The sequence below is a fragment of the Ruegeria sp. H4 genome (assembly GCF_056533065.1).
On the sequence record NZ_JBQFOC010000002.1, the window covers coordinates 71779 to 85226 of the forward strand.

The 13448-nt window shown below is 57.3% G+C and carries 12 protein-coding genes; 10 read left to right on the forward strand and 2 right to left on the reverse strand.

Going from position 1 to position 13448, the window contains the following annotated elements:
• Positions 1 to 13 precede the first annotated feature (13 nt).
• The 6 genes from ACR0KG_RS11750 to ACR0KG_RS11775 all read left to right on the forward strand — a co-directional run bounded on the left by ACR0KG_RS11750 (position 14) and on the right by ACR0KG_RS11775 (position 8120).
• Entirely contained in the window at positions 14 to 679 is a 666-nt protein-coding gene (locus ACR0KG_RS11750) for a MarC family protein (protein ID WP_480827390.1), read from the forward strand.
• A gap of 113 nt (positions 680 to 792) precedes the next feature.
• A complete protein-coding gene (gene purS / locus ACR0KG_RS11755) occupies positions 793 to 1023 on the forward strand; it encodes a phosphoribosylformylglycinamidine synthase subunit PurS (RefSeq protein WP_117872765.1) in 231 nt (76 codons plus the stop codon).
• A gap of 25 nt (positions 1024 to 1048) precedes the next feature.
• A complete protein-coding gene (gene purQ / locus ACR0KG_RS11760) occupies positions 1049 to 1717 on the forward strand; it encodes a phosphoribosylformylglycinamidine synthase subunit PurQ (protein ID WP_480827391.1) in 669 nt (222 codons plus the stop codon).
• A 36-nt stretch (positions 1718 to 1753) separates the two neighbouring features.
• Entirely contained in the window at positions 1754 to 3532 is a 1779-nt protein-coding gene (locus ACR0KG_RS11765) for an ATP-binding protein (protein ID WP_170536903.1), read from the forward strand.
• 11 nt (positions 3533 to 3543) lie between these two features.
• Entirely contained in the window at positions 3544 to 4878 is a 1335-nt protein-coding gene (locus ACR0KG_RS11770; protein WP_480541607.1) for a sigma-54-dependent transcriptional regulator, read from the forward strand.
• 512 nt (positions 4879 to 5390) lie between these two features.
• On the forward strand, positions 5391 to 8120 hold the full coding sequence (locus tag ACR0KG_RS11775) for an Rne/Rng family ribonuclease (protein WP_480827843.1): 2730 nt from the start codon (positions 5391 to 5393) through the stop codon (positions 8118 to 8120).
• Between the two features lie 58 nt (positions 8121 to 8178).
• Here the strand turns inward: ACR0KG_RS11775 and ACR0KG_RS11780 are convergent, their stop codons facing one another.
• Positions 8179 to 8412: a sulfurtransferase TusA family protein gene (locus tag ACR0KG_RS11780; protein ID WP_480498428.1), complete on the reverse strand. Its 234-nt coding sequence runs from the start codon at positions 8410 to 8412 to the stop codon at positions 8179 to 8181.
• Positions 8413 to 8517: 105 nt separating this feature from the next.
• Between ACR0KG_RS11780 and ACR0KG_RS11785 the strand changes: the two genes are divergently transcribed.
• The 4 genes from ACR0KG_RS11785 (at position 8518) to ACR0KG_RS11800 (ending at position 12837) form a co-directional block, all read left to right on the forward strand.
• Entirely contained in the window at positions 8518 to 9270 is a 753-nt protein-coding gene (locus ACR0KG_RS11785; RefSeq protein ID WP_480549331.1) for a cytochrome c biogenesis CcdA family protein, read from the forward strand.
• Between the two features lie 55 nt (positions 9271 to 9325).
• A complete protein-coding gene (locus ACR0KG_RS11790) occupies positions 9326 to 10540 on the forward strand; it encodes a hypothetical protein (protein ID WP_480827392.1) in 1215 nt (404 codons plus the stop codon).
• The gene (locus ACR0KG_RS11795; RefSeq protein ID WP_480827393.1) at positions 10537 to 11886 is read left to right on the forward strand and encodes a cytochrome P450; all 1350 of its coding nucleotides are present in this window, start codon (positions 10537 to 10539) and stop codon (positions 11884 to 11886) included. The genes ACR0KG_RS11790 and ACR0KG_RS11795 overlap by 4 nt, the downstream gene beginning before the upstream one ends.
• A 69-nt stretch (positions 11887 to 11955) precedes the next feature.
• Positions 11956 to 12837 carry a fructose bisphosphate aldolase gene (locus ACR0KG_RS11800; RefSeq protein ID WP_480549327.1) on the forward strand — a complete coding sequence of 294 codons (882 nt, stop codon included), beginning with the start codon at positions 11956 to 11958 and terminating at the stop codon, positions 12835 to 12837.
• A gap of 3 nt (positions 12838 to 12840) precedes the next feature.
• On the opposite strand, the gene ACR0KG_RS11805 is transcribed toward ACR0KG_RS11800, so the two are convergent.
• Positions 12841 to 13443, reverse strand: coding sequence for a DNA-3-methyladenine glycosylase I (locus tag ACR0KG_RS11805; protein ID WP_480549325.1), 603 nt, complete (start codon positions 13441 to 13443; stop codon positions 12841 to 12843).
• Positions 13444 to 13448: the final 5 nt, after the last annotated feature.

Sequence of the window (13448 nt, forward strand, 5' to 3'; positions counted from 1 at the left end):
GGTGATCTAACGCATGACGGAATTGTTTGATCAGGCAGTTTTCCTGAAGTTCTTGGCCGCCGTGCTGGCAATTTTTAACCCGCTCTATAACATTCCGATCTTTCTCAGCATGACCAAGAACTGTTCGGCAGCGGAACGTCGTCATGTTGCGATTGTCGTTGCAATTTCTGTCACGATAATCGCATTGGCCGCCGTGCTGACAGGCGAAAGAATCCTTGGGATTTTTGGCATAGATGTGCCGTCTTTCCGGATCGCGGGCGGTATCATCATTTTCGGAATAGGTATGTCGATGCTGAAGGCCGAGGATCGCACCCCTGGCGATCAGGCCGCCGTAGCGGACGGACATCAACGAAAGCTGAACTTTGCTGTTGTTCCGTTGGCGATCCCTTTGACGATCGGGCCCGGCACGATTGCAATTACCATTGTGTTTTCGCATCAGCTGTCTGACGGTACGGAAATCCTGACGCTGGGTGCTGCGATATTGATTGCCTGTGCAATAGTCGGGTTGGGATTGTTGTTCGCGGATCAAATCTCGCGCCTTGTAGGCGAGACGATGATCAACGTTGTGACCCGTATCATGGCGATATTGTTAATGGCCGTTGCGGTCGAAATGGTTTTGACCGGCACATTCAATGCGATCGATGCGCACTATCCTGCATTGTCCAAGGGTGACGGCTAGGGTACCACCTGCGGCAAACTGCGGATCATACAGGGTTGTTCAATGCACCCAACCACGCTATCCCCCGCGCAACGGAATAGGGCCGGCCTGCGGCCCCAGGTGGAGTTGCGAAAATGAAAGCACGGGTGCATGTGATGCTCAAGAATGGGGTGCTTGACCCTCAGGGTGAGGCGGTACGGCACGCACTAGGCGCCATGGGCTTTGATCAGGTCGAAGGCGTTCGGCAGGGCAAGGTGATCGATCTGGAGCTTGCAGACGGCGCGACCGAGGCGGATGTGACCGAGATGTGTGAAAAGCTGTTGGCCAATACGGTCATCGAGCGTTACGAGATCGAACTGGTCTGATCCAGGCCCATAAGGAGGGTTTGCCATGCGCGCTGCCGTTATCGTCTTCCCCGGATCGAATTGTGACCGGGATCTTGCCGTGGCTTTCAAGCAAGCCGGTTTACAGGTCGATATGGTCTGGCACAAAGATGCGACGCTGCCTGACGGCGTTGATATCGTCGGTGTTCCGGGCGGATTTTCCTATGGCGACTATCTGCGCTGCGGCGCTATCGCGGCCCAGTCGCCGATTTGTCAGGCGGTGATCGATCACACCAAACGCGGTGGATATGCAATGGGGGTCTGTAACGGCTTCCAGATATTGACCGAGACCGGCATTTTGCCGGGCGCGTTGCTGCGAAATGCGGGCCTGAAATACATCTGCAAGACCGTGGGCCTGAAAGTCGAAACCAGCAGCAGCCCGTTTACCGAAGGCTACAACGCAGGTGACGTGATCGGAATCCCGATTGCCCACCATGACGGCAACTATTTCGCCGATGACGATACATTGTCCACGCTGCGGGATAAGGACCGCGTTGCGTTCACCTATACCGAGAATCCGAATGGCTCGGTCGGGGATATCGCGGGCATCCTGTCGGAAAATCGTCGCGTTCTCGGCATGATGCCGCATCCGGAGCGGGCCGCGGATCAGGGGCATGGTGGCACCGACGGTACGGCATTGTTCCGCGCATTGTCGGGCGTCCTGTCGCCAGCGTGACTTGAGGTCAGATCATAGCGCGCGTACCTTCTGGGGATGAGTACAGAGGTTCGCACTGGCTGGTCCAAACTTCTACGGCCCTTTCGCGGCGCGCCGCTTGGTTGGCGATTGCGACTGGCCGTTTTTGTCCTTTTGGCCGCCACGGTTGTGACGGTCTGGACGACGAACCGTTTGCTGACGGATCGTTTTACCCAAGATACGCGAAATCGGGCCGAGCTCAGGCTGACACTCGACTCGGGCAACCTGGTCAGTGAGCTGCGCCGCAATGCTATTGTGCCGCAATTGTTGGCGCGCGATCCGACGCTGATTTCTGCCCTGCGCTCCAGCGACTATACGCTGTCGACCCAGCGATTGATTTCATTTGTCGAAGAGATTGGCGCAGCTTCGCTGATGCTGCTGGATAGCGATGGGCGATCAGTTGCCGCAACTGATCGTAACCGTCTGGGTGAGGCGCATCGCAACGCGCCTTATTTTGTGGATGCGATACGGTCAAATTCGACGATTTTCTCGGTCATCCCGCGAGAGGCCGGTGGCTATAGTTTTGTCTATTCACGCCGTATCCAGGGCAACTCGGACATACTCGGCGTGATCGTGGTCGAGGTCGACCTGCAGAAGTTCGAAACTGCCTGGGCGCGGATTGCACATGCGGTGCTGGTCACTGACAGCGCTGGCAACATCATCCTGTCGACCGAACCACAATGGCGCGGGTTGGATGAAGAGGCGGCGATGCTGCGCCAACCACCGCTCAGCGCCATTCAACGCGCGATCCGCGTCACAACGGATTGGACCGCGTTGCCACCAGATGCCTATCTTCAGGGTGAGGCGGTGATGCGGATGGAAAAACGGATTCCGTTTCGCGGCTGGCAAATGACATCCTTCACAACATTCGAGTCGGTGCGCGAGCGGGTGAACAGCGTTTTGGCGCTTGAGATCATGGGATTTGCGATTCTACTGGCGCTCGCCTTCTACGCACTCAGCCGCCGCGCCACCTTGCGGATGGCGCTGTTCCAGCGCGAGTCGGCAGAGCTTCGCGCATTGAACACAAGGCTGCAGCGGGAAATTGCTGAGCGGGAACGGGTTGAAAAGACGCTGGATTTGGCCGAGCAAACGCTTGCCCAAAGTTCGAAACTGGCGGCGTTGGGAGAGATGTCGGCAGCGGTGAGTCACGAGTTGAATCAACCTTTGGCTGCAATGAAAACCTATCTGGCGGGTGCGCGGCTGCTTTTGCGCCGAAACAGGCCCGAAGAGGCATTGGCCAGCTTTGGCCGCATCGATGGTCTGATCGAGCGGATGGGCGCAATCACCCGACAGCTCAAATCCTATGCGCGCAAGGGTGCGGATGCGTTTTCGCCCGTAAATCTTGGAGAAGCGCTGGCTTCGTCGCTGTCGATGATGGAGCCTCAGTTGCGCCAAAGACATGTTAAGATCACTCAGATTCTGCCCGAAGAGCCGGTGTTGGTGAACGGAGATCGGATGCGGATCGAACAGGTCATGGTCAACCTGTTGCGAAACGCTCTGGACGCTACCAAATCGGTGGCAGAGCCGGATGTGGAGATCATCCTGGCGGCGGGAGATATGGCGGTGCTGACCGTGCGCGACAATGGCTATGGGATCGATGACATCGAGAACCTGTTCGAACCGTTCTATACCACCAAACAGCCCGGCGATGGCGTCGGGCTGGGGCTTGCCATCTCGTCCGGGATCGTGAACGACCATGGCGGACGGCTGACTGCGCGTAACGGCCAGCACGGCGGCGCGGTGTTTGAAATGCAATTGCCCATCTTGGGCAGCGACGGCCTTGAGGCCGCAGAATAAAAGGGAAGACTATGGCCCAAGCCATGAAGATCGCCATTGTGGATGATGAACAGGACATGCGCCAGTCAATCAGCCAATGGCTGGCATTGTCGGGGTATGACACCGAAACCTTTGCCAGCGCTGAGGATGCGCTGAAGGTTCTGGGTCCCGAATATCCGGGGATTGTGATCTCGGACATCAAGATGCCCGGCATGGATGGCATTCAATTGCTGAAAAAGCTGATGGGGGCGGACAGCACTCTGCCTGTGATCATGATCACCGGTCACGGCGACGTCCCTATGGCGGTTGAAGCGATGCGCGTTGGCGCGTTTGATTTCCTTGAGAAGCCCTTTAACCCGGATCGTATGTCGGAATTGGCGAAGCGGGCCAGCAATGCCCGCCGTCTGACCTTGGACAACCGGGCCCTGCGCCGAGAGCTATCGGGTGGCACCCAGATCATGAACAAACTGATTGGCGCTAGCCCTGTGATGGAGCGTTTGCGCGAGGATATTCTGGATCTCGGTCAAGCCGATGGCCACGTGCTAATTGACGGTGAAACCGGGACTGGGAAGACCCTTGTTGCGCATGCTCTGCATGCAGTGGGCAGCCGAGCGGGCAAGAAATTCGTTCTGGTCTCCTGCGCGGCGCTGGAAGAAGAGGCTTTGTCTAAACGCCTGTTCGGGCCGATGATGCCTGAGGACGCGCAACTGCCCGCGATTGAAGAGGCGCGCGGTGGAACACTGGTTCTAGAAGACGTTGAAGCGCTGAGCGACACGCTACAGGCGCGCTTGCTAAGCGTGATGAACGAACAGGGCACCCCGGCAGAAACGCGCATTGTGGCGATTTCCAACCTGCAAGAGGCCGGAAAGACCAGCGAGGACGTGCTGCGCCCTGATCTGTTCTACCGTCTGGCGGCGTTACGGATTACTATGCCGCCTTTGCGGCAGCGAGGCGAAGATATTCTGACCCTGTTCACCCGCCTGAGTGAACAGTTTGCCGAGGAATATGGCTGCGATGCACCGCAGGTGAGTGCGCAAGAAGCCGCACAATTGTTGCAGGCTCCGTGGCCGGGCAATGTGCGTCAGTTGATCAATATTGCCGAGCGCGCCGTGCTGCAATCGCGGCGCGGGTCGGGGACGATTGCGTCATTGCTGATGTCGGATCACGAGGAAATGCAGCCGGTGATGACCACCGAAGGTAAGCCTTTGAAGGAATACGTCGAAGCGTTCGAACGGATGCTGATCGACAACACGATGCGCCGCCACAAGGGATCGATCGCGTCAGTGATGGATGAGCTCTGCTTGCCGCGCCGGACTTTGAACGAGAAGATGGCCAAATACGGTCTTCAACGGTCGGATTATTTGTGAACAAGGGGAGGGGGTCAGCCCCCTCTTGAGCCTCCGGCTTAATTCACCCCCGGGATATTTTTGGCCAGATGAAGGGGATCCTGCGCTGTGTTGGCAGGCGGGATGCAGTTTGCCCATTGTGTTTTCCACAGGACTGCTTTTATTGTGTCCGGACGGGCCGGACCTTTTTCGTGTCTTTAAGTCCCGATTTTTTGAGTTTCGCTGTTTTGCCGAAGGTGAACTTTGGTTTTCATCGCAAAGCAGACCGATTGTGCCCCTTTCCCCGGGGCAGTGGAGTGCCTGAACCCGATGCGTCGGGCGAAAGGAATAAATGGGCAGGCAGCGGTGAGCCGCGCCTGTCGGAGAAGAACCGCGATGACGCGCGCGCAACGTTTGAAAGACCGGGCAGGGGGCCAGAGCGCCAGACCCTGCCGCGCGCCGTCTAATATCGCCCTGACAAGACACCTTCCCAAATGCGCCTGTCCGCCTGGACGGGTCAGGACAACGCGTTTGGCGCGGTGCACCAAGGACAAATGGCTAAGAAAATGCTTATCGATGCCACCCATGCGGAGGAAACCCGCGTCGTGGTGGTCGACGGAAACAAGGTCGAGGAGTTCGATTTTGAATCCGAAAACAAACGCCAGCTTGCTGGCAACATCTATCTTGCAAAAGTAACCCGGGTAGAGCCGTCGCTGCAGGCGGCCTTTGTGGATTATGGTGGGAACCGGCATGGATTCCTGGCGTTTTCCGAGATTCATCCCGATTACTATCAGATCCCCGTCGCCGACCGTGAGGCGCTGATGGAGGAAGAGCGCGCTTATGCCGAAGCGATGAGAGCGCGAGATGAGGCGGAAGAGGTCAAGCCGAAAAAGCGCCGCCGCTCACGTACCAAGGCGGCGGATGTGAAATCCGATGATGCGGTTGAGTCGATTGAAGTGTCGAACGAACCGACCGGCATGGAAACCATCGACCTGGAAGAGGGTGAAGAAGCGGACCTGGCGGTTGAGGAAGGAACCTCGCCTGCGGATCGTGTAGCCGAAACACCCGTCGAAGAACCGGTTGATGAAGTTGAGACCTCCGATTATGCGGGTGCCGAGGAGGTAGCTCAAGAGGGTGTGGAAGACACCGCGCTGGAAGACGCATCTGAGGCCGAAGCAGAAGCGGTCGCTGAAGAGACCTCGGAATCTGAGCAAGCGGAGCCTTCGAACGAGATCGAAGAGGCCAAATCTGACTCCGATACCGAGGAAGGTGAAGAGGGTGAAGCACGATCGGACGCGGCTGAAAAAGACGCATCCATCGAATCTGTGGCTGACGAGGATGACAGCGAAGATATTCGCCCGCCGCGCAAGCCCCGCCCGCGCCGGTACAAAATTCAGGAAGTCATCAAGGTCCGTCAGGTTCTGCTGGTGCAGGTGGTCAAGGAAGAGCGCGGCAACAAAGGGGCAGCGCTGACCACCTATCTGTCTCTGGCAGGGCGCTATTGTGTTCTGATGCCCAACACAGCCCGTGGCGGCGGCATTAGCCGTAAGATCACCAACGCACCTGATCGTAAGAAACTGAAAGAAATCGCCGCCGAGATCGATGTGCCAACGGGCGCTGGGTTGATTATCCGTACTGCGGGGGCCAAGCGCACGAAGTCCGAGATCAAGCGCGACTATGAATATCTGCAGCGTCTATGGGAGCAGATCCGCGAGCTGACGCTCAAATCCATTGCACCTGCGAAAATCTATGAAGAAGGCGATCTGATCAAACGGTCGATCCGTGATCTTTATAACCGCGATATTGATGAGGTTCTGGTCGAAGGCGAGGGCGGTTATCGCATCGCCAAGGACTTCATGAAAATGATCATGCCGTCCCACGCCAAGAACGTGAAACGGTATGAGGACGCGTTGCCACTATTCGCACGCTATCAGGTCGAAAGCTATCTGGCCGGGATGTTCAACCCGACCGTGCAGCTGAAATCCGGTGGCTATATCGTGATCGGTGTGACCGAGGCGTTGGTGGCGATCGATGTGAACTCTGGTCGGGCGACCAAGGAAGGTTCGATCGAGGAAACCGCGCTCAAGACCAACCTTGAGGCCGCCGAGGAAGTGGCACGCCAGTTGCGTCTGCGGGACCTGGCGGGTCTGATCGTGATCGATTTCATCGATATGGACGAGCGCAAGAACAACTCAGCCGTCGAGAAGCGTCTGAAAGACAAGCTGAAAACCGACCGCGCGCGCATTCAGGTGGGCCGTATTTCCGGCTTTGGCCTGCTCGAGATGTCGCGCCAGCGCCTGCGCCCCGGCATGCTGGAGGCGACCACGCAGCCTTGCCCGCATTGTCATGGCACCGGCCTGATCCGGTCGGATGACAATATGGCGCTGTCGATTCTGCGCCAGATCGAAGAGGAAGGCACCCGCCGCCGTTCGCGCGAAGTTCTGGTGCGTTGCCCGGTTGGGATTGCCAACTTCCTGATGAACCAGAAGCGCGAGCACATCGCTCAGATCGAGGCGCGCTATGGTCTCTCTGTGCGTGTCGAAGGGGATTTGCATCTGGTCAGCCCGGATTTCTCGATGGAGAAATTCAAGACGGCCAGCCGGATCGTGCCCGAGGCGACCGCGCCGGTTGTATCTGTTGATGCGTCGCTGATGGATATGGTTGACGAGACTGATGAGGACGAGGTCGAGGACGAAACCGTTCAGGCCGAAGAAGAGGTCAAGCCCAAGCGTAAACGTCGCCGTCGTCGCCGTAAGAAGGGTGGAAATTCTGGCGAGCAACAGGATGGCGAGAATGACGCGTCCGAGGCAACGCCCGAAGAGGTAACGCCGGAAGACATCCCAGCGGAAAGCGCTCAGGAAGACCCGGAGGCCACGGGCGAAGAGGAAAAACCCGCCAAGCCGAAACGCCGCCGGGCGCCGCGTCGCAAGAAAAAAGACGCCGAACCCGTTGCGGCAGAGGTCGAGGTGGCGGATGCCGAGGTTCAGCAAGAGCCTGAAGTTCAAGCGGCTGAGGATGCCTCGGTTGAACCGTCAGAGCTTGCGACAGAACCCGATGTAGCTGAGGTAGCAGTCGAGAAAGCACCTGCACCAGCGGAGCCCGAACCGGAACAGGCTGAACCCGAAGTAGCCGCTGAAGAACCGGTATCTGTGGAAGAGGTTGCAGAACCCGTTGCCGAAGAGGTTCAGGCCGAACCCGTTCTGGAAACGGTGGCGGAAGAGCCAGAGCAACCAAGCGAACCCGCCAAGCCCAAACGGCGCGGTTGGTGGTCGTTGGGCAGCTAAACCAAATAGAAAAGGCGGGCCTCTTGCCCGCCTTTTTCGTTGCCTCTTCGGGCCTCGATCAGCCTTGTTTCTGGATCAGATAGACCTGATGCCCGTTCTCTTCGCCTTGCGAAACGAGTTTGTGGCCAGACTCAGTGCAGAAATGCGGTACATCTACGATTGCGGCGGGGTCATCAGCCAATACGCGCAGCACCGCGCCGCCGGGCATGGATTTCAGCCGTTTGCGCGCCTTCAGCACAGGCAGGGGGCAAAGCAGCCCAAGCGCATCAAGGGTCTCAGTTGGATTTGACATAAGGGTCAGATATTTCCACTTTGCCATGGTGTCCAGCGTGCAACCACGAGGTTGTGACTGATTGGCCCCGTGACGAAGCCGCTTTCATGCCATATGTGCAGGTCTATGTTCGGAATAGATATCATCGACGCGGGACTTCTGCCTGCCATGTTCATCGCCATGATCGGCGGGTTGATTAGCTTTCTGTCACCCTGCGTTTTGCCGATTGTGCCACCCTACCTGGCCTATATGAGCGGTGTGACCATCAACGAGATGCAGGATGAGGCGCGTGCCCGACGCAAGGCGACGCTGTCTGCGCTGTTTTTTGTGCTGGGTCTGTCAACCGTCTTCTTGCTGCTGGGGTTCACTGCATCGGCCTTTGGGGCGTTTGTTCTGAAGAATCAAGAGCTTTTTGCCAAAGCTTCCGGCGCGGTGGTGATCATCTTTGGCCTGCATTTTCTGAACGTGTTCCGTATCCCGCTCTTGGATCGTGAGGCGCGGGTTGAAACTGGTGATTCCGGAGGGTCCGTATTTGGAGCCTACATTCTGGGTCTCGCCTTTGCCTTCGGGTGGACACCCTGCATCGGCCCGCAGCTTGGGGCGATCCTGTCACTTGCCGCGTCCGAGGCTTCGGTCGCGCGCGGCACGCTTCTGTTGGGCGTATATGCGGCAGGTTTGGGCATACCGTTTCTGCTGGCAGCGATGTTCCTGAACCGCTCGATGCATGTGATGAATCGGATCAAGCCCTACATGGGTACGATTGAAAAGGTGATGGGCGGGCTGTTGCTGTTTGTTGGCATCATGCTGATCACCGGTCTGTTCACCGAATTCAGCTGGTGGCTGCTGGAAACTTTCCCGGCGCTAGCGGTACTCGGCTGATCCATCTTACCTTGGCCGCAATGCTGCGTTAACCTGCGCAGCAGAAGGTAAGGCCATGAGCAGTCAGACAAAACAGCCACAGGTGCGCAGACGGCGGGTGTTCTATATCCCGGGCTACGACCCGATTCCTGCCCGGCGCTATCGTGAGCTGTATCGGTCCGAATCCCACCAACAGGCTGCGATTTCAGGATATGATATCGCGATTGCGCCGAAATCAGGCGAGGGGCCGTTTGGCTGGCATGTCAACTCAACTCAGGACGGGGTTGAGGTGCAAACGGATATCGAGGTTCTGGTCTGGTCTGACATCGTGCGCGACAGCATGTCCGGGTCGATCCTGGGGACCTACCTGCAGCTTGCCCGCACGGCCTGGATTTATGTCTCAACCGGAACGCTGCAACGTCTTCGCAAGCTGAGAAAAGGACCGGTGATTGCAGCGCTTTATCCTGTCGGGATGCTGCTGTTACAACTGCTTGCCGCATTGGGCGTTGTGGCCGGAGTAACGGCAGTACTGGGGATTTGGATTGGCGTTTGGGCGCTGTTGCCTGCGCTCGCCTTGGCCTATGCGCTGCTGCACTGGTTCCGCCAGATCGACAACCGCTTGTTTGCTTACTACCTGATGCATGACTATGCCTATTCCGCGCGATTGAATGGGGAAACGCCAGCGGAACTGCAGGATCGTCTGGATCAGTTCGCCGCGCTGATCAGCGCATCCTTGCAAGACAATGTGGATGAGGTTCTTGTGGTTGGCCACAGTTCCGGGGCGCATTTGGGCGTTTCGGTGTTGGCCGATGTCATCCGTGGCAATGGCCACGCGTCGGAAGGTCCGGCGCTTTCATTCCTGAGCCTGGGGCAGGTGGTCCCGATGGTGTCATTCCTGCCAGATGCCAGGAAACTGCGGGGCGATCTGCAATTTCTGTCAACTCAAGAAAATCTGACCTGGGTAGATGTCTCGGCCCCTGGCGATGGATGCTCCTTTGCGTTATGCGATCCGGTTGCGGTTTCCGGTGTGGCCGGGCCGGACAAGATCTGGCCCTTGGTCCTGTCTGCGGCTTTCACGCAGACATTGTCGCCTGAGCGTTGGCAGGCATTGCGCTGGAAATTCTTCCGGCTGCATTTCCAATATCTCTGTGCCTTTGATCAACCTGGCACCTATGACTATTTCCGCATCACCGCTGGGCCACAGACGCTGGGTGCGCGATTTGCGGGGCGGCAGCCGTCTAAAACGCGTATCGAAACCCCGGTTTCCAAATACAGAAACGTTAGCCCATGACGCCGCCCAAGCCAAAATCCCGCCCGGATGGTGTTTCATTATGGCGTTATCTGAAACTGTTTCGGCGGGATTTGCTCTCGGCGCAGCCTCAGCGCCTTTATCGCGCCTGGATGGCTGAGTTTCGCACGCCGTTCTTCCGATCTTACATGATCAACCAGCCTGATCTGATTGATACGGTCCTTAAGAAAAGACCGGATGATTTTCCAAAATCCAGTCGGATCAGCGAGGGGCTGCGGCCGTTGTTGGGTAACTCAGTATTCCTGACCAATGGCGAGACCTGGAAACGGCAGCGGCGCATCATTGATCCGGCCTTCGAGGGCGGTCGTCTGAAAGATACCTTTCCGGCCATGCGTGAGGCTGCCGAGGCCTGCGTAGCAAGACTGCGCGACAAAACAGGCCAGCAGATCGAATGTGAAGAAATCACCAGCCACGCCGCAGCCGATGTGATTTTTCGCACGTTGTTTTCTGTACCAATCGACAATGAAATCGCCACTGAGGTCTTTCAGAAATTCCGCGTCTATCAGCGCGCGCAGCCTTTGTTGAACCTGGCCGCTTTTGTGCCTCTCCCACACTGGTTGCCCCGGTTTCATTCCAGGAACACCCGCCAAAGTGCACAGGATATTCGCTCTCTGATTGGTCGGCTGACAGCAGAACGGGCGAACGCGATCGAACAGTGCCGGGCACCAGATGATCTGGCCACGAAGATCATGACCACGGCTGATCCCCATACAGGCAAGCGGTTCAGCACGGATGAGATGGTCGATCAGGTGGCGATCTTCTTTCTGGCAGGGCATGAAACCAGTGCCTCCGCCCTGGCGTGGACGCTGTACCTGATGGCGCTTTATCCCGAGTGGCAGGACAAGGTTGCATCCGAGGCAGAGGCGTTGGACGACCGCACATTCGCGGCCATGTCACGCCTCAAGGTCAGCAGGGATGTCTTCCGCGAGGCACTGCGCCTATATCCGCCTGTTCCGATGATGGTGCGGCAGGCCAGCTGTCCTGAACAGTTCCGGGGTCGCGAAATCCGCAAAGGCTCACAAATCGTCATAAGCCCCTGGCACCTGCACCGGCAGGAGAGGCTATGGGACAATCCGGATGCGTTCGACCCCGCCCGCTGGAGCACAGAGAATGGCAAGACCTGTCAGCGAGAGGCTTATATTCCGTTCTCAGCCGGCCCCCGCGTTTGTACAGGTGCTGGGTTTGCAATGGTTGAAGGGCCGTTGATCCTGTCTATGCTGCTACGTGCCTACAAATTCGAAACAATCCCGGGCAAAACACCTGTTCCCGTCGCACATCTGACTGTCAGATCAAAGGATGGCATCTGGTTGCGCATGGTTGAGCGCTAACAAACTACCATCCCCTCACGCCGTACTGTATTCGAAGGACAACGGAATCAGTTTTTACGGGAAAGCATTATGTCCAAAGCAGAACAGCGCGCGCAGATGTCCACAGGCGCAGGGTTTATCGCAGCACTGGATCAAAGCGGCGGATCAACACCAAAGGCGCTGGCGCTTTATGGCGTGGAAGCCTCGGACTATGGATCGGACGCCGAAATGTTCGGCGAGATCCAGAAGATGCGCGCGCGGATCATTCTGGCCGATGATTTCACCAAGGATAAAGTGATCGGCGCGATCCTGTTCGAACGCACGCTCGGTGAAGACATCCAAGGCCGCAAAGTGGCTGACTACCTGTGGTCGGTCAAAGGCATTGTGCCGTTTCTGAAAATCGACAAAGGCCTGGAGGATCAGGCAAACGGTGTTCAGTTGATGAAACCGATCCCCGGTCTGGCTGAAACTCTGGGTAAGGCCGATGGTGTGTTCGGCACCAAGGAACGCTCGGTCATCCACGAAGCAAATGCCGAAGGTATCGCTGCCGTGGTTGCGCAGCAATTCGACGTTGCACGCGAAGTTCTGGCCGCCGGGATGGTTCCCATTATCGAGCCCGAGGTGAACATCCATTCCGAAACCAAGGCCGAGGCCGAAGACATCCTGAAAGCTGAGATCGTCAAGAACCTCGACCAGCTGTCCGACGGGCAGGATGTGATGCTGAAACTGACGATCCCGAGTGCTGCGGGTCTTTATGACTCGGTCGCGGATCACCCGCGTGTTGTACGTGTTGTAGCGCTGTCTGGCGGCTATTCGACCGAACAAGCTTGTGATCTGCTGGATCAGAACAGTAAAATGATCGCATCCTTCTCGCGCGCGCTGACAGAAGGGCTGTCTAAGCAACAGTCTGATGCGGAGTTCAACGCAGCCCTGGGTGGGAATATCGACAAGATTTTCAAAGCTTCCTGCTAAGTCTCAGACGGGTTTGACAAAATCGCGGCGCATCTGCGCCGCTTTTTCCCGAAAGGCACAACCTTCTGCGTGATCGTTGATTAGCCCCATCGCTTGCATAAAGGCAAAGACGGTGGTGGGCCCCACGAACTTCCACCCGCGTTTTTTAAGATCTTTGGACATGGCGATGGATTCTGCTGAGGTTGACGCGGTTTGCGGCGGCGGAGGGGTTTCTGGCTCGAACCGCCAGACATAGGCCGCAAAGGAGCCTTCAGAGGCCGCTAGGTCCTGCGCGCGGCGGGCGTTGTTGATCACAGCTTTGATTTTGCCACGATGACGGATGATGCCAGTGTCCTGTAACAGGCGCTCGACATCTGCATCAGAAAACGCGGCCATCTTGTTGAAATTAAAATCACAAAAAGCCGCGCGAAAGTTCTCACGCTTGCGCAGGATCGTCAGCCAACTGAGACCGGACTGAAAGCTCTCGAGGCAGATTTTTTCGAACAACCGCTGGTCATCGGCCACTGGATAGCCCCACTCATTGTCGTGATAATCCAGAAATTCCGGCGCGGCCTTGGCCCAGGCACATCTGGGTTGAGCATCCGGCCCGATAAATGTGTCGCTCATGAATG

What these genes read in the sequence shown, in the direction of transcription:
- ACR0KG_RS11780 (WP_480498428.1), bottom strand. Translation starts at nt 8,412, where the DNA reads ATGTCAAATCCAACTGAGACCCTTGATGCGCTTGGGCTGCTTTGCCCC.
- ACR0KG_RS11775 (WP_480827843.1), top strand. Translation starts at nt 5,391, where the DNA reads ATGGCTAAGAAAATGCTTATCGATGCCACCCATGCGGAGGAAACCCGC.
- ACR0KG_RS11790 (WP_480827392.1), top strand. Translation starts at nt 9,326, where the DNA reads ATGAGCAGTCAGACAAAACAGCCACAGGTGCGCAGACGGCGGGTGTTC.
- ACR0KG_RS11800 (WP_480549327.1), top strand. Translation starts at nt 11,956, where the DNA reads ATGTCCAAAGCAGAACAGCGCGCGCAGATGTCCACAGGCGCAGGGTTT.
- ACR0KG_RS11765 (WP_170536903.1), top strand. Translation starts at nt 1,754, where the DNA reads ATGAGTACAGAGGTTCGCACTGGCTGGTCCAAACTTCTACGGCCCTTT.
- ACR0KG_RS11750 (WP_480827390.1), top strand. Translation starts at nt 14, where the DNA reads ATGACGGAATTGTTTGATCAGGCAGTTTTCCTGAAGTTCTTGGCCGCC.
- purS (WP_117872765.1), top strand. Translation starts at nt 793, where the DNA reads ATGAAAGCACGGGTGCATGTGATGCTCAAGAATGGGGTGCTTGACCCT.
- purQ (WP_480827391.1), top strand. Translation starts at nt 1,049, where the DNA reads ATGCGCGCTGCCGTTATCGTCTTCCCCGGATCGAATTGTGACCGGGAT.
- ACR0KG_RS11785 (WP_480549331.1), top strand. Translation starts at nt 8,518, where the DNA reads ATGTTCGGAATAGATATCATCGACGCGGGACTTCTGCCTGCCATGTTC.
- ACR0KG_RS11770 (WP_480541607.1), top strand. Translation starts at nt 3,544, where the DNA reads ATGGCCCAAGCCATGAAGATCGCCATTGTGGATGATGAACAGGACATG.
- ACR0KG_RS11805 (WP_480549325.1), bottom strand. Translation starts at nt 13,443, where the DNA reads ATGAGCGACACATTTATCGGGCCGGATGCTCAACCCAGATGTGCCTGG.
- ACR0KG_RS11795 (WP_480827393.1), top strand. Translation starts at nt 10,537, where the DNA reads ATGACGCCGCCCAAGCCAAAATCCCGCCCGGATGGTGTTTCATTATGG.